The sequence below is a fragment of the Bradyrhizobium sp. CCGUVB1N3 genome, assembly GCF_024199925.1.
Taxonomy (GTDB): Bacteria; Pseudomonadota; Alphaproteobacteria; order Rhizobiales; family Xanthobacteraceae; genus Bradyrhizobium.
In genome coordinates, this window is record NZ_JANADR010000001.1 from 717,435 (window position 1) to 737,843 (window position 20,409).

16 protein-coding genes are annotated in these 20,409 nt (G+C 64.6%); 5 read left to right on the forward strand and 11 right to left on the reverse strand.

Features of this window, described 5'->3' with window-relative positions; all coding sequences use genetic code 11:
• Positions 1-48: 48 nt before the first annotated feature.
• The 3 genes from NLM33_RS03265 to NLM33_RS03275 all read right to left on the reverse strand — a co-directional run bounded on the left by NLM33_RS03265 (position 49) and on the right by NLM33_RS03275 (position 3,555).
• Positions 49-1,128 (reverse strand): D-TA family PLP-dependent enzyme, encoded by a 1,080-nt coding sequence (locus NLM33_RS03265; protein WP_254094639.1) that lies wholly within the window; start codon positions 1,126-1,128, stop codon positions 49-51.
• Positions 1,129-1,243: 115 nt separating this feature from the next.
• The gene (locus NLM33_RS03270) at positions 1,244-3,055 is read right to left on the reverse strand and encodes an ABC-F family ATP-binding cassette domain-containing protein (protein WP_254094641.1); all 1,812 of its coding nucleotides are present in this window, start codon (positions 3,053-3,055) and stop codon (positions 1,244-1,246) included.
• Between the two features lie 2 nt (positions 3,056-3,057).
• A complete protein-coding gene (locus NLM33_RS03275) occupies positions 3,058-3,555 on the reverse strand; it encodes a YaiI/YqxD family protein (protein ID WP_254094643.1) in 498 nt (165 codons plus the stop codon).
• Positions 3,556-3,663: 108 nt separating this feature from the next.
• Between NLM33_RS03275 and NLM33_RS03280 the strand changes: the two genes are divergently transcribed.
• Positions 3,664-4,464, forward strand: a complete 801-nt coding sequence (locus tag NLM33_RS03280; protein ID WP_254094645.1) for a hypothetical protein — start codon at positions 3,664-3,666, stop codon at positions 4,462-4,464.
• Between the two features lie 123 nt (positions 4,465-4,587).
• Here the strand turns inward: NLM33_RS03280 and NLM33_RS03285 are convergent, their stop codons facing one another.
• The gene (locus tag NLM33_RS03285) at positions 4,588-6,957 is read right to left on the reverse strand and encodes a xanthine dehydrogenase family protein molybdopterin-binding subunit (RefSeq protein ID WP_254094647.1); all 2,370 of its coding nucleotides are present in this window, start codon (positions 6,955-6,957) and stop codon (positions 4,588-4,590) included.
• Positions 6,958-7,171: 214 nt separating this feature from the next.
• Between NLM33_RS03285 and NLM33_RS03290 the strand changes: the two genes are divergently transcribed.
• Positions 7,172-8,248 (forward strand): Ppx/GppA phosphatase family protein, encoded by a 1,077-nt coding sequence (locus NLM33_RS03290; RefSeq protein WP_254094649.1) that lies wholly within the window; start codon positions 7,172-7,174, stop codon positions 8,246-8,248.
• 1 nt (position 8,249) lies between these two features.
• Positions 8,250-8,930 carry an RlmE family RNA methyltransferase gene (locus NLM33_RS03295; RefSeq protein WP_254094651.1) on the forward strand — a complete coding sequence of 227 codons (681 nt, stop codon included), beginning with the start codon at positions 8,250-8,252 and terminating at the stop codon, positions 8,928-8,930.
• A 154-nt stretch (positions 8,931-9,084) separates the two neighbouring features.
• Here NLM33_RS03295 and NLM33_RS03300 read toward each other — a convergent pair whose 3' ends face one another.
• Entirely contained in the window at positions 9,085-10,722 is a 1,638-nt protein-coding gene (locus NLM33_RS03300) for a winged helix-turn-helix domain-containing protein (RefSeq protein WP_254094653.1), read from the reverse strand.
• 267 nt (positions 10,723-10,989) lie between these two features.
• Between NLM33_RS03300 and NLM33_RS03305 the strand changes: the two genes are divergently transcribed.
• Together NLM33_RS03305 and NLM33_RS03310 are read left to right on the forward strand one after the other, a co-directional pair.
• Complete coding sequence (locus NLM33_RS03305) at positions 10,990-11,361, forward strand: hypothetical protein (RefSeq protein ID WP_254094655.1); 372 nt, start codon at positions 10,990-10,992, stop codon at positions 11,359-11,361.
• On the forward strand, positions 11,358-11,816 hold the full coding sequence (locus NLM33_RS03310) for a hypothetical protein (RefSeq protein WP_254094657.1): 459 nt from the start codon (positions 11,358-11,360) through the stop codon (positions 11,814-11,816). Before NLM33_RS03305 ends, NLM33_RS03310 begins: the two co-directional genes overlap by 4 nt.
• Before the next feature lie 173 nt (positions 11,817-11,989).
• Here NLM33_RS03310 and NLM33_RS03315 read toward each other — a convergent pair whose 3' ends face one another.
• The 6 genes from NLM33_RS03315 to NLM33_RS03340 form a co-directional block, all read right to left on the reverse strand.
• The gene (locus NLM33_RS03315) at positions 11,990-14,089 is read right to left on the reverse strand and encodes an Ig-like domain repeat protein (RefSeq protein WP_254094659.1); all 2,100 of its coding nucleotides are present in this window, start codon (positions 14,087-14,089) and stop codon (positions 11,990-11,992) included.
• A gap of 601 nt (positions 14,090-14,690) precedes the next feature.
• On the reverse strand, positions 14,691-15,752 hold the full coding sequence (locus NLM33_RS03320; RefSeq protein WP_254094661.1) for a neurotransmitter-gated ion-channel ligand-binding protein: 1,062 nt from the start codon (positions 15,750-15,752) through the stop codon (positions 14,691-14,693).
• Entirely contained in the window at positions 15,749-16,795 is a 1,047-nt protein-coding gene (locus NLM33_RS03325; RefSeq protein WP_254094663.1) for a cache domain-containing protein, read from the reverse strand. The genes NLM33_RS03320 and NLM33_RS03325 overlap by 4 nt, the downstream gene beginning before the upstream one ends.
• Before the next feature lie 302 nt (positions 16,796-17,097).
• Positions 17,098-17,916 carry an autotransporter outer membrane beta-barrel domain-containing protein gene (locus NLM33_RS03330; protein WP_254094665.1) on the reverse strand — a complete coding sequence of 273 codons (819 nt, stop codon included), beginning with the start codon at positions 17,914-17,916 and terminating at the stop codon, positions 17,098-17,100.
• Positions 17,917-17,976: 60 nt separating this feature from the next.
• A complete protein-coding gene (locus NLM33_RS03335; RefSeq protein WP_254094666.1) occupies positions 17,977-19,164 on the reverse strand; it encodes an IPT/TIG domain-containing protein in 1,188 nt (395 codons plus the stop codon).
• A 452-nt stretch (positions 19,165-19,616) separates the two neighbouring features.
• Positions 19,617-20,377, reverse strand: a protein-coding gene (locus NLM33_RS03340) for an IS5 family transposase (RefSeq protein ID WP_254094667.1) whose coding sequence is annotated in 2 segments (ribosomal slippage) — positions 19,617-20,036 and positions 20,039-20,377 — 759 coding nt in all. Because the reading frame shifts where the segments join, the coding sequence is not laid out codon by codon here.
• Between the last annotated feature and the right edge of the window lie 32 nt (positions 20,378-20,409).

Here is a 20,409-nt window from a genome sequence, read left to right on the forward strand (position 1 = left end):
AGCACCGGAAGCCGAGCCTCGAAGGATGTGCGGGCGCTCCGTGGTGCCTTACCGCAGCTTCCCTCGCGCGGCCACCGGCAGCGTGCCGATGATCTCATCGCCGCGCACCATCACGACTTCGTCCATCATGTTGACGACGACGCAGACGTGGTTCGGCACGATGCGCACGACGTCGCCGACGTTCGGCCGCGTGTTGCTGCGGGAGAGATCGAGGAAGCCGTGCTCCTCGGCGAAGCGCGCGATTTTTGCCTCCGGATGCTCGAGGATCAGGCCATGGCCGTCGAGCCCGCCGGTATCCGTGGTCAGCGTCTTCGAGCCGGCGTCGAGAATGCCGCGCTCGGGCGCGGCCCGGCTGACGACGGTGGAGTAGATATGCAGCGCGCAGTCGTCCCAGGTGGCGACGCCGGCGGCGACCTGCATGCGGTCGTTGTAGATATAGGTGCCGAAGCGGTGCTCGGTGCCGCCCTTGAGCTTGCCGATATTGACGAGGTTCGGCGTGCCGCCGGTCGACACGATCGCGGCGTCTAACCCGTGCGCGCGCACGCCGGCCAGCGCCTCATCATAGAATTTTTGCGCGTCGGCCCAGCCGGTCTCGGTCGGATAGAGCATGAAGCCGGCAAATTGCAGTCCCTTGGAGGCGGCGATCTCGCGCGCTAGCGCAATCGCCTCGGCCGGCGTCTCGACGCCCGCGCGCTTGCGGCCGGTGTCGCATTCGACCACCACCGATAGCGGCCGGCCTGAGGCTGCGGCCGCCTTGGGCAGGCCGGCGACCACGGTGGAGTTGTCAGCCGCGACCGTCATGTTGGCCTTGGCTTGCAGCGCCCCCAAGCGCGCCATCTTCTCTTCGCCCAGGAGATTGTAGCTGATCAGGATGTTGTCGATGCCGGCATTGGCCATGATCTCGGCCTCGCCGAGCTTCTGGCAGGTAATGCCCTTTGCGCCGGCCGCGACCTGCATTTTTGCCAGCGTCGGATTCTTGTGCGTCTTGATGTGCGGCCGGTTGGCGACACCCGCGTCATCGCAGGCCTTCTGGATCCGCGCGATGTTGCGCTCGACCTTGTCCATGTCGATGACGGCACAGGGCGTGCCATATTCACGGGCGATCTTGGCGGCGAGGCGAGTTGTCATATCATCTCTCTGTTTCGGCCCTGTAGGATGGGTAGAGCGCAGCGAAACCCATCAGTACTAGGTGTCGTTGTGCGATGGGTTTCGCTTCGCTCCACCCATCCTACGATTCTGCGGTTCAAGCCTGTTCGATTTCTTCACGGAGCATTTCGAGTTCGAGCCAGCGGTTTTCCGCTACGGAAAGTTCTTCATGCGCCTTGGCGATGGCCGCAGATGTATCGTCGAATTTCTTGCGATCCTTGGCATAGAGATTGGGATCGTCGAGTACGCGCTGGAGCTTTGCAATATCAGTGTGCAAGGTCTCAATTTTCTTGGGAAGCGTTTCCAGCGCATGCTTCTCGTTGAAGCTCAGCCGCCGTTTTGGCGCGGATGACGGGGCGGCGGGGCGCTCTTCCTTTTTCTCCGCAGGGGCTTGCGCCTTCGCGGTCTCGCGCTTCAGGTCGGCGCCGCGCTGCGCCAGCATGTCGCTGTAGCCGCCGGCATATTCGATCCATTTGCCGTTGCCCTCGGGCGCGATCACCGAGGTGACGACGCGGTCGAGGAAGTCGCGATCGTGGCTGATCAGGATCACCGTGCCCTCGTAATCGCCGAGCATCTCCTCGAGCACGTCGAGCGTCTCGAGGTCGAGATCGTTGGTCGGCTCGTCCAGCACCAATAGGTTGGACGGCTTTGCCAGTGCGCGCGCCAGCATCAGGCGGCCGCGCTCGCCGCCCGAGAGCACTTCCAGCGGCGTGCCCCGCTGCTCCTGCGCGAACAGAAAGTCCTTCATGTAGCCGACGACGTGCTTCGCCTTGCCGCCGACCATGACATGATCGCCGCGGCCGCCGGTGAGCGCCTCGGCCAGCGTCGATTTTGGATCGAGGCTTTCGCGATGCTGGTCGAGAGTGGCCATTTCCAGATTGGCGCCCAGCCGCAGGGTGCCGGAGTCCGGCTCTGTCCCGCCGGTCAAAAGATTGACCAGCGTGGTCTTGCCGGCGCCATTGGGCCCGATGATGCCGAGCCGGTCGCCGCGCTGGATGCGGGTGGAGAAATTCTCGACGATCCTGCGCTCGCCATAGGCCTTGGTGACGCCCTTCGCCTCGATCACCAACTTGCCGGAGGCTTCCGCTTCCGCCGCGGCGAGGTTGGCGCTGCCGGCCGTGCCGCGATAGTTGCGCCGCTGCGCGCGCAGCGCATGCAGATTGGCGAGCCGCTTGACGTTGCGCTTGCGCCGGCCCGAGACGCCGTGGCGCAGCCAATGCTCCTCGTCGACGATCTTGCGGTCGAGCTTGTGCTGGTCGCGCTCTTCTTCGGCCAGTACCTCGTCGCGCCAGGCCTCGAACGACGCAAAGCCGCGGTCGATCTGCTTGATCCTGCCGCGATCGAGCCAGGCGGTCGAACGCGAGAGATTGGAGAGGAAGCGGCGGTCATGGCTGATCAGGACCAGCGCGCTGCGTCGGCTGTCGAGCTCCTGCTCCAGCCATTCGATGGTGGTTAGGTCGAGATGGTTGGTCGGCTCGTCCAGCAGCAGGATATCGGGCGAGGGTGCCAGCACCCGCGCCAGCGCCGCGCGGCGGGCCTCGCCGCCGGAGAGATTGGCCGGATTCTCCTCGCCCGTAAGCCCGAGCTGCTCAAGCAGATAGCGTGCCTGATGCTGGTCGTCGCCGGGCGCAAGCCCCGCCTCGACATAGGCGAGCGTCGTCGCGTGAGTGCCGAAGTCCGGCTCCTGCGGCAGATAGCGGATGGTGGCGCCGGGCTGGACAAAACGCGTACCGCCGTCTGGCTCGACGAGACCGGCCGCGATCTTGAGCAGCGTCGATTTGCCCGAGCCATTGCGGCCGATCAGGCAGACGCGCTCGGACGGCGCGACGTTGAGCTCGACGCTCGTGAGTAGCGGCGTGCCGCCGAAGGTGAGGCGGATGTCTTTCAGTTGGATCAGCGGCGGCGCCATGATCAGCCCTTGACCGCTGCGGCCTGCTCGGCGCGGCGGCGCTGGATTCGGCGGATGGTCTGGTCCAGCGCGGACAGGAACGCGGAGCGATCGCGCGGCGCGAACGACCGCGGGCCGCCGGTGACTTCTCCGGCCGAGCGCAGATCGGTCATCAGGTTGCGCACCGCGAGCGTCATGCCGATCGATTCCTCGGTGAACGTCTTGCCGTTCGGCGCGATGACGTCGGCACCCGTCTTCACGCAGCGGCTCGCGAGCGGGATGTCGGCGGTGATCACGATATCGCCGTCACCGGCCCGCTCCGCGATCCAGTTGTCGGCAGCGTCCATCCCGGCGCCCGCCGCGACGCGTTCGATCAGCGGGTCCTGGGGCACGCGGATGAAATTGCCCGCAACCACGCTCACGGGCACGCCGTGCCTGGCAGCGACGCGATAGATCTCGTCCTTGACCGGACAGGCATCGGCGTCGACATAGATGCGGGGCTTGGCTGGAGGGCTCGTCATTCGCCGCGTGGTACCGCATTCGCCGCCCAAAGGCGAGGGGATTGACCGAGGTTCCTGACGCCCTACGATCAGCCTCTGAAGCAACAAAAATCAGGCGAAGGCGACAGCATGCCGACCCGGCTCGAAACCTACCGCGTTGAGGCCTACAACACCGCCAAACAATCCGAAAACAAGATGCATGACGACACCGTGGCGCGCCGCTTCGGCTTTTCCGGCGGGCTGGTCCCCGGCGTCGACGTCATGGCCTACATGATGCACGTGCCGGTCGCCCGCTGGAGGCGGGATTTTCTCGCCCGTGGCCTGATCGAGGCGCGCTTTATCAAGCCGGTCTATGACGGTGAGGCGGCCGATGTCGATGCGGTCGAGCATAACGGCGTGCTCACCATCGAGGTGTTCAGCCGTGGCGAGCTCTGCGCGACGGGAACGGCGTCGCTGCCGGAGTCGGCGCCCTCGCTCTCCCTCGCCGACTATGCCGAGGTGCCGGCCATTGCCGAGCGCAAGCTCGTCAATCCGGCCACCTTCGAGGTCGGCAAATGGCTCGGCACGGCGCCGCGCCGCTGGGCCGGGCAGGATGCGACCGACTATCTCGCCGACATCAGGGAGACCGATCCGATCTTCGCGCGGGAAGGGCTGGGTCATCCCGGTCTGATCCAGCGCGTCATGAACCGCGTGCTGGTCGATAACACGATTTTGGGGCCGTGGATCCACGTCGGCAGCCGCATGCAATTGCTTGCGGCCACGCGTGCCGGCGACGAGATCACCGCGCGCGCAAAAGTTACCGCGAACTACGAGAAGAAGCGCCACCGCTTCGTCGAGCTCGACGCGCTCGTCGTCGCCAACGGCAAGACGCCGCTCGCGCAATGCCAGCACATCGCGATCTATCAGCCGCGCGAGCAGGCGGCGGCGTAGCCATCTAGCACCGTCATTCCGGGGCGATGCAAAGCATCGAACTATGGTGCGCAATTGCGCACCTGAGAATCTCGAGATTCCGGGTTCGGCTCTTCGAGCCGCCCCGGAATGACGAACGCGTCGCTACCCCGCCCCCTTCGCCTCCTGGATCGCCCGCCATACGCGCTCCGGCGTCAGGGGCATGTCGATGTGCTTGATGCCGTAGTCGGACAGCGCGTCGACCACCGCATTCACCACCGTTGACAGGCTGCCCGCACAGCCCGCTTCGCCGCAGCCCTTGGTGCCGAGCGGATTGCTCTTGGCCGGCACCGGGTGGTCGCCGACGCTCATGAACGGAACGTCTTCGGCGCGCGGCAGCGCGTAGTCCATCAGCGATCCCGTGATCGGCTGACCGCTCTCGTCGTAGCGGACATGCTCCATCAGCGCCTGGCCGATGCCCTGGACCACGCCGCCGTGGAGCTGGCCCTCGACGAGCATCGGGTTGATCACCGTGCCGAAATCGTTCACGGCGCTGTAGCGCACGATCTGCACCACGCCGGTGTCCGGATCGATCTCGACCTCGGCGACATGGCAGCCGTTCGGGAAGGCTGATGGCACCGGCTCGGTGGTGTGGTCGACATCGAGCGAGGAGGGCACGCCCTCCGGCACCTTGCCGTCATGCAGGCGCCTGGCCAGGTCCATGATGTTGATGCTGCGGTCGGTGCCGGCGATGGTGAAGCGGCCGTCGGCGAACTCGATGTCGGCCTCGGAGGCCTCCATGAGATGCGCCGCAGCGCGCTTGCCCTTCTCGATGACGAGGCGGGAGGATTCCACGATCGCCATGCCGCTGGCGGTGATCGAGCGCGAGCCGCCGGTGCCGTTGCCGGTGTGCACAATGTCGCTGTCGCCCTGCACGAGTTTCACGTTCTCAAAGGGCACGCCAAGCTCTGCGCACAGCACCTGCGTGAACGGCGTCGCGTGGCCCTGGCCATAGTCGAGCGTGCCGGTGATGAGCTGCACCGTGCCATCGGGGTCGAACACGATCTTGCCGAGCTCGACGCCGGGAGGGGCAGTGACCTCGAGATAGGAGCCGATGGCGATGCCGCGCAGCTTGCCGCTCTTCCTGCTCTCCTTCTTGCGCTTGGAGAAGCTCTCATAGTCCGACAGCTCCAGCGCCTTGTTGAACACGGCCTGGAAGTCGCCGCTGTCATAGGTCACGCCCGAGGAGGCCGGGAACGGCATCTGGTTCGGCTTGACGAAGTTGCGCTTGCGCAGGGTCAGCCGGCTGATGCCCATCTCGTCGGCGGCGCGGTCGATCAGCCGCTCCATGTAGTAGTTCGCCTCGGGCCGGCCGGCGCCGCGATAGGCCCCCATCAAGGTGGTGTTGGTCAACACCGTCTTGATATCGACCGCCATCAGCGGCGTGCGGTAGACGCTGGAAAAATTCTTGCCGGTGTTGAGCGAGAGCGGGCTCGGCGCGACACCGGTGATGTAGGCGCCGAGATTGCCGTAGCCGGAGAGCTTTGCGGCGAGGAAATGCCCCTCGGCATCCAGCGCCAGCTCGGCATGGATCTTCTGGGCGCGGCCATGGCTGTCGGAGAGGAAGCTCGTCGAGCGCTCGTCGGTCCACTTCACGGGACGGCCCAGCGTCTTCGCCGCAAACAGGATGCACATATATTCGGGGTAGTTGATGTTCTTCATGCCGAAGGAGCCGCCGACATTGGCGGTGAGGATGCGTACCTTCTCGTTCGGCACCTTCAGGTTCTTGGCGAGATTGGCGCGGTTGCCCGAAACGCCCTGCGTCGGAACCTGGATGGTGTAGCGCTCGGTCTTCTTGTCGTAGGAGGCGAGCCCGACGCGCGGCTCCATCGAGACCACGGCGACGCGGGTGTTCTCGATGTCAAGCCTGGTCACATGGGCGGCGCTGGCGAAGGCCGCCTCCACCTTCTCGGCATCGCCAAAGTGATAGTCGAGCGCGACGTTGCCCGGGATGTGGTCGTAAAGCTGCGGCGCGCCTGCCTGCGCGGCCTCCTCGGGATCGGTGACCGCGGGCAGGGGCTCGATATCGACCTCAACGGCTTCCGCGGCGTCGCGCGCCTGCGCCAGCGTCTCCGCCACGACGAAGGCGATGGGATCGCCGACGAAGCGGACCTTGTCGGTCGCAAGCGGCTGGCGGTTGGTCTGCAGCAGCGGTGAGCCGTCGCGGTTCTTCAGCGGCAGGCCGCAGGTGAAGGGGCCGTAGCCGGCCGCATTGAGGTCAGTGCCGGTCCACACGCCCAGCACGCCCGGCATCGCCCTGGCCGCCTCGGTGCCGATGCCGCGGATCACGCCATGCGCGTGGGTCGAGCGAACGACCACGGCATAGGCCTGGCCGGGCAGGTTGAAATCGTCGGTATAGCGGCCCATGCCGCGGACCAGCGTATCGTCCTCCTTGCGCCGGACCGGCTGTCCGACACCGTATTTTTGCAGTGCAATAGCGTTTTCGAGCGAGGACGATTTGGTGTGTTCTTGCATGGAAATGACCTGAAAAGCCGGCTTTTGCGCGGGTTTCGCGGGCGGCGGAAGGGCCGGACCCCGTTCAGATAACGCAGGGGCCCGTTCACGACAACGCACGAATAGGCATGGTCCCATTGTGATGGGTTGTTGCGCGCGCCCTGAGCGCTGCTAAAGTTTCGGGCGAAAAAGCAATTCCGGATCGGCCCTTTCGGGCCGTGGAAAGACAGTTTGTATGAATGACCACACGCGGCTCCGCGACGGCCATGCGCTGCACGGAGAGCTGGGGGCGATGGCCACGGCGGCGCTGGCCGTTGAACCGGCCGTCCCTGCGCCAATGTCGGGAACCGGCGTCTATGCGGCGCTGGACCTCGGTACCAATAATTGCCGATTGCTGATCGCCTGTCCGACCAGCGACGGGTTTCGCGTGGTCGATTCCTTCTCGCGCATCATCCGGCTCGGCGAGGGCGTTTCGGCCACCGGCTGCATCAGCGAGGCCGCCATCGAGCGCGCCATCGCGGCGCTCAGCATCTGCCGCGACAAGATCGAGCTGCGTAAGGCGCGGCGGCTGCGCCTGATCGCCACCGAGGCCTGCCGTGCCGCCTCGAACGCGGAGGGCTTTCGCAGCCGCGTCGCGGCCGAGACCGGTATCGAGCTCGAGGTGATCGACCGCGAGACCGAGGCCGCGCTCGCCGTGCTCGGCTGCTCGCCGCTGGTCGACCCCAGAGGGCGCGGTGCGATCCTGTTCGACATCGGCGGCGGCTCGACCGAGCTGGTGCGGATCGAGCGCGACCCGGCCGACGAGAATCCGCAGCCGCGCATAAAAGCCTGGATGTCGATCCCACTCGGTGTCGTGACGCTGGCCGAGCATTTTGGCGGCCGCGACGTGACGCGCGAGACCTACGCCGCGATGGAAGATGAGGTGACACGTCATGTCGCGCCCTTCGCCGAGGAGCATGGCCGCGATCTCGCCGAAATGCACCTGCTCGGCACGTCGGGCACGGTGACGACGCTCGCCGGCATTCACCTCAATCTGGCGCGTTACGACCGCCGCCGCATCGACAGCATCTGGATGGACGATGCCGACATCACGGCAACCATCAACAAGCTGCTCGGCATGAGCTATGAGGAGCGCGCCAACAACAATTGCATCAGCATCGAGCGCGCCGATCTCGTGCTCGCCGGCTGCGCCATCCTCGATGCCATCCGCCGCGCCTTCCCGCTGCCGCGCCTGCGTGTCGCCGACCGGGGCCTGCGCGAGGGCATGCTGGTCGAGATGATGCGCGAGGACGGCGCGCTGAGGAGCTGGTGAGATGGCCAAGGACACCACCGGCCGCTTGCACGTCCAGGTCAAGACCGGCGGCAAGCGCAAGCTCTCGTCAAAGCTGTGGCTCGAGCGCCAGCTCAACGATCCCTATGTCGCCAAGGCGAAGGCGCAAGGCTATCGCTCGCGCGCCGCGTTCAAGCTGCTCGAGATCGACGACAAGTTCCGCCTTCTGAAGCCCGGCATGGCCGTGGTCGATCTCGGCGCGGCACCAGGCGGCTGGAGTCAGATCGCCGCGAAGCGCGTTGGCTCTGTCGAAGGCAAGGGCAAGGTCGTCGCCATCGACCTGTTGGAGATGCCGGAAATCCCCGGCGTCGATTTTGCGCAGCTCGATTTCATGGACAACGACGCGCCGGACAAGCTCACCGCTATGCTCGGCGGCGGCGCCGATATCGTGATGTCCGACATGGCCGCCAACACCACCGGCCACCGCAAGACCGACCAGCTCCGCATCGTCGGCCTCGTCGAGACCGCTGCGGCGTTTGCCTGCGATGTGCTGAAGCCCGGCGGGACGTTTCTCGCAAAGACCTTCCAGAGCGGCGCCGACGCCGATCTGCTCGCCCAGCTCAAGCGCGACTTTGCAACGGTGCGTCATGTCAAGCCGGCGGCCAGCCGGCAGGATTCGTCGGAGCGCTACGTGCTGGCGACGGGATTTCGGGGCGGCAACTAGGGCGCGACCGTCATTCACGAGCCCGCTTGTGGCCACAAGCGAAGTAGACGAGCGGACACCGGCGACAGGGATGACTCCATCCGGAACGACCTCGAAGGTCGCTTCTGCGCGGAGAAAAGCCGACTTTGAGTGATCACGTCATCCGCTTGGAGCATCACTGGGCCATTACCCGGGTGCCGCTCTTGCGCAGTCTGTCGAGATCCTCGTCAACCGATCGAGCCATGGGCGTATTGTACGGCGTCATCCGATACGTCTGCAAAGATGGTGCGGCCGCAACCAGAGCGGGCCACGCCGCCTCCGCCTCGAAGGCGTGGCCGGTACGGACCAGTGACGACAGCCAGATCGCCTTGCAGACGCCAAGCGCTGGCGTTCGATCCATGCATTCGCGCGCGAATCGCAGCGCATTTTCGTAATCCTGCACGGAGTAGCGCAGCCTTGCCGCTACGATGGCGTAATTCGGTGGGCGTAGCGGGCTCCAGGAGATCGCCTTCTCGAAGGCTTCGATCGCTGCTTGGGTTCGACCGGCATGGTGCTGTGCGACGGCGAGGGCGACCCAATTGTCCGGATCGCCAGGGCCGAGTTCAGTCGCCCGCTCGGCCGCACTCACTGCTGCCTCAGGGTTCTGGCTCGAGTCGATTGCGATGGACAGCACTCGCCACGAGCTGGCAAGCAGCGGGTCCAGCGCAGTCGCGTGCTCGATGTCGGCGATCGCCTGTGGCAAGTCCTGACGACCGAGCCCAGGATCGTGATGGCCGAAGATCAAGAGTGTCTTCGCCTGTCCGAGATGCGCCCATGCCGGGGCGTAGTTTGGATCAAGGCGGACCGCCAGTTCCAGTTCTTGCCGCGCCTCGCGAAGGCCCTCAGGACTCGGCGCGATAGTCAACGCGATTGCGCGCAACACGCGCGCGTGCGCATCAAGCGAGGCTGGCGCACGGTTCCGTAACATGGCCCGGTCCGACTCGCGCACGGTTGAACCGAGTGAGGCGCTGATCCGCGAGATCAACGCCTCAGTAACCTCGGGCAGGTCTTGCGCGGTGGGTTCGAACCGGCCGCTCCAGACGATGCGATTGTCGCCGGAATCGATCAGTTGCATGTGGAGCTGCAGCCGGTCGCCACGCCTCTCCGCGCTGCCGTCCACAAGGTAGCGAGCGTGGGTCATCGCAGCGATCTGCGACGGCGATAGGTTCTTACCGCGAAGCTCAGCTGTGGCGAGGGGTGAGACGATGTGCAGGTCGGGGTTGCGCGCAAGTTCGCTGGCAATCATGTAGGCTAGTCCATTGCCATCTGGACTTCTTTCCTGAGATGCGTTGAGCACGCGCAATGGCAGGACTGCGACGTCGGCCACCATCTTGTCGTGTGCCTCGCGGCGTCCGGGGGCGATGCCGGGCAGCACCAACTTCCAGACCAACATGATGGCGACAGCCGTTGTCACAAGGATGGCGGCCAGGCGATAAACGCTGACCTTCTGCACATCGTGAGGTTTCGTGTCGGCCGCATCAACGATCAGAAGGTAACCACGTCGTGGCATCGTTCGCACGACTTGCTGCCGGGTGTCACCAAGTGCGCGCCTGATCTCGACCACGCATTGCACAAGCGAGTCGTCGGTCACCGAAACGCCCGGCCAGATTTTCGCACTTAAATCGCGCTTTGTAACCAGCTCTCCATGCCGGCGCCCCAATTCGAGCAGGACTGCCAGAGCCTGAGGCCGCAGCTCAACCACTTGGCCGTGCAGGTCAAACAACTGCGCCTGATCCAAATCAAGCGTATATCCGTTCAGCCGCAGGCAGGCCATGAGCATGCCTCCCACCGTTCATTTTAGCGGACCGGTAAGTGCGCCTCAAGGCAGGGGCAGAGCCTGATTTCGTCCTTTATCGTCCCTTTTCGTCCTGTCTCACCACAGACCTGCGCTACGTTGACAATTGGAGAGCCGCTGCCTTGAACCAGCGGTAACCCGAGAACAGAGAGGCTGCAACGCAACTATGCAGCGCAACTAAAAGGCGCGGAGAGTCTCCGGAGCGCAACCGCAGGGGCAAATCTTTTGTTTTTAGGGAGACTGCAGATGAGGAAGATATTCTCGATGGCCGTCATCACGGCGGCGACGCTGATCGTGCTGCCGGTCTGGCACTCCGTGGCGCGCGCGCACGATCATAGCCGCCCCGAACTCAATAGCTGGTTCGAGAGCCTCAAAAGTGGCAAGGGGCCATGCTGTTCCGATGCCGACGGCAAGGCGCTATCCGACACCGACTGGGAGGTGAGGGGCGGCCACTACCGCGTGCACATCGAGAGCCAATGGTGGGACGTGCCAAACGAGGCCGTGATCAAGGAGCCGAACCGCGCCGGTCGCACGATGGTCTGGCCCGTCTACTATCGGGTGCTCGACAACCAGCCGCGGATCGACATTCGTTGTTTCATGCCCGGGACCATGATGTGACCGATTCGCGTTTTCGAACGAAAGCCTGTTCCACACTTGGTAGTCTGATGTTGGCCCATCTGCGACCTCCGGTTTTCCGTAGTCTGTTCGCCGTCGTGCTGATCGTATGTTCCGGCGCCGTGCTCGCGCACGATCACAATCGGGCCGATCTGTCGAAGTGGTTTGAGAAGCTTCATGACCGAAAGGGGGATATGTGCTGCGATGGCAGCGAAGCGATGCATTTGTCCGGGATAGATTGGGATGTTAACGGCAGCCATTACCGCGTCCGCGTTCCAACAACGCCTGGGGGCTTCGAGCGCGCGATGGCCGGCGCCAACGTGGAAACCGAGTGGGTTTACGTGCCCGACGAGGCCGTCATCGATGAGCCGAATAGGGCTAACGTGACGTTGGTCTGGCCGCTGTACGGCCCGATGGGTGTGAGCGTTCGCTGCTTCGTGCCGGGAACGATGATGTGAAGCGCGCGGTTTGTGTTGCGATCCTAATTGGCGCTAGGCGGAGGTGCCTAGGGCCTGGCTGAGACCTCACGATGGGCACTAAAGATGTCCGTTCGCCGGGGTTGACCAGAAGTCATCGCGGGGGGAGCAAGCCGACGCGATTGACCGATCTGAGACATTGGCCGACCGCCGCGTCAGAATCCGTACTTCACCGCACCGCGCACCCGTTGGCTTTCGATCCCGCTGACGGAGCTCGTCAGCAGATATTCGAGATCGAGGCTGAGGGCGCGGCCGACCTCGGCCCGCAAGCCCAACCCGCCGGTCAAGGTGTCACGCGAGGTCGAGGTGCCGCTGAGCGTATAGCCGGAGGCGAGGCCGACGAGATCGACGTAGTTCAGCGTCTGAGTATATCCGCCGTCGAAGGCATGGCGCCATTCCGCACGGGCTGTCGGCGTCAGCACGCCCCAGCTCTGCAGCATCGGATAGGCGAGGCGGCCGCCGATGACGCTGGCGACGCTCGTGGTGTTCATGCTGTCGTAGGTGAGCGCCCACAGGCTCGAGCCAGTCTCGCTGTAGGCGTCGAGCGCGGCCCTGACGACGTCGAGGCGGCCATAGGACGAGAGCTTCCAGCCGTCCCACTTGGAGACGTGCGTGACGCCGAGCGAGCCGAACACATCGTGCCCCGACCGTGTGCCGCTCAGCATGAGGTTGCCGTCGCTGGACCAGCGCTTGCTGTCGAAGCGCAGCGTGCCGTAGCCGCCGGCGACGTCGAGATAAGTGTGCGGCAGGAAGCGCCAGCTCGCATAGATCGCCGCATCGAAGTTGCGCGCATCGATCCGCGAGCCGTCGCTGCCGATGTCGGTATGGTCGAGCCCGAGACCGAAGGCCACGCCGAGCTTCAGGCCGTCGGCGATGCGCCGGTCGAAGCCGAGCGTGACGCCCGATGAGGTGAAGCGGTTGTCAAAGCTGTCGTCGCTGCGCAGCCGGCCGAAGCCGACCGTGCCGGAGGCCCAGACGTGAAATGGGAGCACGTTGGTCTTGTTGAGGGACTCGACGGCCTGGGGCAGCATTGCGGCAAGCTGGTTGACGGCGCGGCCCTCATCGCTCTGCTTCGAGAGGGAGGCGCCAAGCGGCAATTCGCTGGCATAGCCGAGGGCAGGAGCCACGCTGGCCTGGCTGTCCAAAGCGCTGGCGGTGCGGCCGGCTCCGCCGAGGACGCCGGCGGCGGACGCGGTGTTGCCGTTCGCGCCAGATCCCGCCTGTGACGAGCCGGAGGCGCCGGCTGAGCCGGAAGCGCCGCCGCCATCGTCCTCGTCATGGAGCGCTTCGAACCGGCTGAAGATGTTGGAGATCTGGGTCTGGCCGAACTGGACGGCACTCGACACCTGCGAGCCGACCAGGCCGCGCACGGTGCTGCTCGCGGTCGGATCGGATCGTCCGACCGTCAACGTGATCGCGCTCGAGGTCGCACCGGCATTGTTGCCGTCGCCGCCATAAGTGGCAGTGATCGCATGCGTGCCCATCGCCAGGCCTGGGGTCGAGAACGTCGCGATTGTGCCCGAGACCGTGGCCGTGCCGAGAACCGTCGTGCCGTCCTTGAAGGTGACGGTGCCGGTCGGCGAAGCCGCGCCCGACAGCGTTGCGGTCAAGGTCACCGATTGCGCCGCGGCCGGCGAAGTCGTCGAGCTCGAGAGCGAGATCGTCGTCACCGCCTTGGTGGTCGAGAACGTGTACGGGCTCGAGGAGACCGGTGCATTGTTGGTGTCGCCGTTATAGGTTGCGGTGATCGTGTGCGAGCCCAGCGCAACCGACGACAGCATCAAGATCGCGGTCGTGCCCGAAATCGTGCCGCTGCCGAGCTGGGTCGAGCCCTCGTAGAAGGTCACGGTGCCGCTTGGCGAACTCGCGCCGGTCATCGTCGCGACCAGCGCGACCGATGCGCCGTTGCTTGTGGGCGTCGAAGAGGCATTCAGTGCGATCGAGGGTGTGGCCTGTATCACCGTCACAGTTGTCGCGCCGGACGCGGTATTGTTGTTGGAATCGCCACCATAGCTCGCCGTGATCGCATGCGAGCCGACCGAGAGCGAGCTCACCGTCAGGCTCGCGGTCGTCCCCGACACGGTACCCGTACCGATCGAGGTCCCGTTGTCATAGAAGGTGACCGTTCCGGTCGGCGAGTAACCGCTGCTCAACGTCGCCGTCAGTGTGAGTGAGCTTGCGTAGGCCACCGACGACGATGAAGGCGAGACCGAGAGCGTCGGCGACGCTTTGTCGATCGTGATCTGGTAGAACAAGATAAAATTTGTAACGTCGGCAGGATAGGTGTCCGTTCCATCCACGAACCAATACGTGCCGGAGTATGTCCCCGCCGAAGTTGGAGTCCCGGTCAGCGTGAATGCGCAGGTCTTGCTGCCAAAGGCAGTGGTAGTTGCGGGAGTGAGGCCGGGGAAGTTAAAGTTAAACTGCTGAGGGTTACACGAGATGGAGTCCGTATAGACCGTGACGGTCTGGGAATATGCTGTTCCTACTGTGCCGTTCGGCAGGGCGCGAGCGGCGTAAGCGGTGCAGTGGGCGGCAAAGCACGCGAAGATCGCCAACAGAGCGGCAAAACATTTGTGCGCGTCCCTCGGCAGGACGCGACGCACACCAGTATCGAAGCAAAAAGAAATCATATCCCGCCCCACCTGTTCGGATCCCGGCTGAAGTCGTGTCTCGGCGCGGGCACCCGCACTGATCGGGACGCGCGGCCCGTTGGTGGGGCCGCAAATCCGCGCGACTCGACGTCTTGCGTGTCTGGGATCGACTGTAGGTCTGGTAGGCGAAGGTGGGAGAATCCACCATCAACGCGCGTTGATCTTGCGGCGCGCGCTCGGTCCAGAAGCGCTTGCTGCTGAATCAGGCCGGGATCGCCCGCACCGCCGCGCCGATGCAGATGGCAGCCATGATGCACGGTAGCGCCCAGCGTATCTGTTGCCTGAGTTCGTCGATCACGGCGCCACTCACCGCTTGCATGCGACGCGACAGCGTGTCCAATGACATGTCGACGATCAGGACCACGATCAGGTACATGTAGCCAAGAGAGATGATCTGGGCGACCGGCGTGTTGAGGGAGATGCAGCCCGGAAAGCTCGATTCGAACGTGAAGCTGATGGCTGCGAGCGCGAGCAGCGACGAGAAGATCAGGCTGCCCTTGTCCTTGGAGGCCAGATCCGGTGCCCATAGTACGAAAACGGATACGGCCAGCACGGCCATGATCGGCACAAAAATGCGCAGCAAATAATGCGTCGAGATCCGCGCGAGCGTCATGGTCACGTCGAGCTTGGAATAGCTGCGGGCGTTCCATCCCATCGCGTCGCGGTTCGCGAAGCGCAGGCCGGCGGCGCGCCAGTCGACCGAGGCGGTCGTATCCTCGATCCCGGAGATGTCCCGATCGGACTCGGTGGAAACCAGCATCGCGTCCTGCGCCGCGTGGCTCGGCAAGAAGAACGAAAGCGTGAGATCCTGGCGGTCAAAGGGGAAAGCGTTGAGGTTCAGGCCGAAGCGAAAGCGCGCCTCGTAACGTTCGATGAGCATGACCTCGCCGTTGGCATAGGTCGACGTGGCCACGGTGCGAGCCTCCGGCTCGCCGATGCGATTCTCGATTTCGAGGCCAGGCGTCCAGATCGATTTCAGATATTCGTCGGCTCCCGCGCCGGTGCGGTCGAGGCGGCCGAAGCCTATCGCGACCGGATCAAAGGCCTGCCGACGATCGGTCCAGCGTTGCGTGACTTCGACGAACAGGCGTCCCTCCCCAACGACTTCTTTGATCGAGAGCACCTTGAGGATGCGCACCGCGACACGTACCCGCACGGGAAGCTGTGCTCCCGTTGGCAGTTCGGTCTGAACGGCCTCCGCTGGCGTCGAGGCGAGGCAGAACAGCGTCAGGATCACACTTAGGATGCCGATGAACGGTGTCATGGGTGCGTCCTCCCGCGCGAGCACGTGGCGCGGAACAAGAGCGCGAACGCCAGGAAAGCGCAGATGCCCCCGCAGATCGCGATGACGCGCAATTCGGTGCGCGAGCGTCCGAGTTCGGTACCGTAGTCGGTCTTGAGCGCGATGGAGAAGCCGATCATGCGGCCGCTGAAATCGACGAGCGGTCGCGTAATCAGATCATGGCGGCGGCCATCGATCGTCGGCGAAGCGGCCACGCTGTCATGCGCCGGACGCAGCGGCATCGTCTTCAACAGCGACGAGAACAGCCGGTCATCGGTCGACATCGCCAGCACGAGGTCGCCGAAGGCAGGCAGATTGGGATCGAGCGCGATGCCGGCGAGCGAGGGAACGACCACGATCGCAATGTCGGCGTTGGAGGTCGCTTTGACGCTCTCGATCAAAGGCTTGAGATCGAGGCCGACTTCAACGGTTCCGACCATAATGCCCTGCTGCTCGACGATCGTTGCCCCGCGCAGGCCGATTCCGGCAACGCCGATTTCCAGCCCGACCTGCGGGCGGCCGGTGCGATTGGCGGCGACGATCATCGGACGAAATCCGGAGATATCGTCGTCGAACTGATCGGGCTTGTGCACGCGCAGGAAATAGCGGATGTCCTTGTCCTGGAAGCCGAAGATCTGCACGCCAGCCTGCTGGCGCAGATGGGCAAATGTCTCCGCAGACTGGCGCATCAATTCGGCTCGGTCGCGCGCGGCGAGCGCCTGGCGAATTGTCGTTCGCCGCGCGGTGACCTCGGCCAGCGCCAGCGCGAAACGTCCGCCGCGCTCGAACGCAGTCGAGAGCTCTCCGTTGACGAGCCGCATCTCGTCGCCACGAACACGGGTTCCAATTTCGATCTCGTAGCCGTCAGCGAACCAGAGCATGACGCCGAAGGCTGCGGCGATCACGGCGGCTACCGTTGCGGCGAGCATTCCCGACAGACCAGTTGAGGGGCGGTGTTCGCGTTTGAAGGCGACCGACTCCGTCGCGGTCTCAGCGGCTGGAATAGAATTCTGGATCGCGAGCATATGGAATTCCGTGGGACGCGGGGGCGGCGGCTTGCTGGATCAACGCGGTTTGAAGCCGTGGCGGCTCGGCTAGTCGCACAACTCCGATATGGCGAGTTGTGCTGGCGTTGTCCGGTCCGAGGAGGCACGCGCCCAGACCGTCAAGGCGACGATGTGGACGATGAGAAATGCGGCGGCTACGGCCAAGAGCCAGCCCGTTTCGTTTTGGGCTGTTGGCCGAGTGGTCAACCTTGCGCGAGCTGACTTGCTTGCAACGATCATGTCTGGCCTCCGAAATCTGGGTTGAGGTGTTTGCGCGCTGCTCAGAATGCAAGCTTGGCGCGCGCCCGTACGCGCTCGCTCCTCGCCTGGTTTGCGATCAGCTCGTCGAACTGCAGGCCAAAGCCTAGCGACCGGTTCACCTGCAGCTCGACGCCAAGGCCGATCAGGGCCTGGTCGCGCTTCTCCGACAGGCCGTACAGGCCGTAGGTGGTGGCGGGATCGATGGTGTAGGAGACGATCTGGGTGTAGGCACCGCTGAAGCCGTGCCGATAGGCGAGCTCGACGGTTGATTTGAGCATGCCCGCGGAGGTGTCCATTACGTGGCTGAGCTTGGTCCCGACCATCCCCGCCAGATCGAAGGCCGAGGTTTGGTTGAAGGAGAGATTGTAGATGCCCGCGCCGGTCTCGGCATAGCTGGCGAGCCGGATCGATTGCATGTCGAGCCGCGCATAGGGCGCGATCTTCCAGCGGTTGAGCTCGAACTCGCGGATCACTGCCAGCGAGCCGAAGACATCGCTCGCCCCGCGATTTCCGGAGCCGATCGCCAGTGCCGAGGTGTCATAGCGATAATTTCCGAGCGTGCCTGCCGCATAGCCGATGACGCCGTCGATGAACCAGTGCGGGGCGGCGCGATAGCTGGCGTAGAGCTGCGTCGACCAGGTGCTGGCATCGATCCCTGAGCCGTCGCTGCCGATCTTGGCGTGATCGATGCCGTAGCCGACCGCGATGCCAAACTTCAGATTCGGTGCCAGGCGGCCGTCGACGCCGGCGGTCAGGCCGGTCGCTGACACGTTGTACTTGGCGCTGGCATAGGTCGTGTCGCGGCCGAATTGCAGCGCGCCCGCAGTCCAGTAGCGCAACGTCGAGTTGGAGGCGGCTGCCGCCGGCGAGGCCTGCTCGCCATTGGGCTTGCGCCGTGCCTACGCCGGGTCGGCGGCGCTAGCCATGCTGTCGTCGGGATTCGCCGCCGGCGGGCCATAGGGCCTTTGGGAGCCAGCAGACTGCGTGATCGAAGCCTTGTTGCTGACCACGGGCACGTCGTCATTGTGCAGCTCGGTCAGCCGGTCCTGCACATTGTCGATCTGTTGCTGGCCCATCACCTGCACGGTGTGGACCTGGAAGTCGACCATGGCCTTCACGGTCGGATCCGCGCTCGGATCGGGCATCGCCGTATAGCGGTAGAGCGCCGTCCCCGTGGCCGATCCGAGTGGGGTCGTGACCGTGATGTCGACGGTGCCGGCCGCGTGCGGCGGCGTGACCACGGAGATCTGCGTCGCGCTCAGCACCTGGAATCCAAGCACCGCTACGCCGCCGAATTTCACCGACGTCGCCCCGGTGAGCTGCTGGCCGATGACGATCGTGGTTTGACGTCCGACCACCGGCCCCGAGGCCGGACTGGCGCTCGTCACGACAGGACCGGACGTGTTGCCCGTCACCGTGATGCTGACGGTCGCCGGCGACGAGGTGCCGACCGCATTGCTCGCTGCATAAGTGAAACTGTCCGCGCCGGTATAACCGGGCGTCGGCGTGTAGGTGATCGATAGGCCCGAGGCGGTCGCCGTACCGTGCGAGGCCGATGTACCCACCGCCACCGAGCTGGCCGCGGCCCCCGTGATGCTGAGTGTAATCGGATTGTTGCTGCTGTCATGGGCGACCGTCGCGCTCACGGGATTGGCGACCGGCGATGCCGTGGTCCCTGCGCAGGTGACGGTGACGTTGATCTGCGACGCCTGATCTTCGCTCAGGGAGCGCCAGTTGAAAATCTGTGCACCCGTCGTGATCACGGTGACCTGGAGCGTGCCCGATGCGGTGTTGGTGCCGTCGGCATAGTGGCCGCCGACGCCGAGCTCGATGCCGTAGAACAAGGTGGTGTCGATGAGGAAGGTATAGTTCAAGGTGATGACGTCGCCGGCGGTCAGCGACACCGTGGTGTCCGACTGGTGATCAGCGACGCCGTTGAAGGCGCCGCCATTGATGTCGGCGCAGGTGGTGGCCGCGAGAGCGGTGCCGACGCCGATCGCCTGCACCAGAACGAACAGCGCAAGCGCGCGTGATGCGGCACGCGTCGCCGCCGAGATCGCTCCCCAGATGCGCCCGAAAGAAGTCATGCCCAATTCCCCACCTGTGTTGATCCCCGCCAAGGTCCGGTCTCGACGCGGGATCGCACTGACAGGGCGGACGGCCAGCCAGCGGCCGCACAATCCAAGCGACGCGACGTCTGACGTGTCTGGGATCGACTGAAGGGGTCTCGTAGGCGAAAGGGGCGGAATCGACCATCAACGCGCGTTGATCTTTGGATAACGCGCTGGGCACGCGGCCAATTACGCCGACATTGGCTCTGGACGAGGGCAGGGCACTTCTGCAAATGAAGCGCACAGATGGCGACGAGGAGATCGGCCGGAATGCCGGCGGTAGAATTCGACCTTCACAGGCTGATCGGGACGAGCGGCGAATTTCGCGACGGTAAGACGGAGGAGGCGTTCTCGGCGAGCACCTGGCGGTCGGCACGCGCCATGGCTCTGTTGTGCATCCTGGCTGACACGGCCGCTAGGGTCCGGACTCAATTGAGCCAATAGGTGACTGCGGCGGCGATGAAGGCTGCACTGAGGTAATTCCTGGCGAGTTTGTCGTATCGGGTGGCGATGCGACGCCAGTCTTTGAGTCTGCACCACATACGTTCGACGCGGTTTCGCTGCTTGTAAGCGCGTTTGTCGTAAGGAATAGGGCTGCGCCTTGATGTGGTCGAGGGGATGACCGGTTCAGCTTTGCGGCCCTTGATCAGGTGGCGCAGGTGATCGGCGTCGTATCCGCGGTCGGCGATCAGGCGGCGGAAGGGACCGATAGCGCGGACCAGATCGGCGGCAACGGTGATGTCGTTGACATTGCCGGCGGTGAGCAAAAGCACCCGAGGCCGTCCTTTGGCGTCGGTCAGGCCGTGGAGCTTCGTCGTGCGCCCGCCGCGCGAGCGGCCGATACCTTGCGCGAAGTCCCCCCTTTTGCGCCAGCGGCGGAGCGGTGGGCTTTGACGTGGGTGCTGTCGATGGCGACGGTGCCGAAGATGCCGCTATGACCGGTCAGAGCCTTGAAGATGTCGTGCCAAATCCCCTGACGGCTCCAGCGATTATAGCGATTGTAGATCGTCGTGTAGGGACCATACCCCGCCGGGCAATCGCGCCAGCGACCGCCCGAACGCAGCATGTAGACGATCCCGCTGATCACCCGGCGATCGTCGACGCGACGCGCTCCACGCCGACCACGGGGCAACAACGGCTCGATCCGCCGCCATTCCGCATCGTTCAAAAGGTAGAGCACCTTCGCCATCCCGGCCTCCAAATCATCTTCGGAGACCTTGA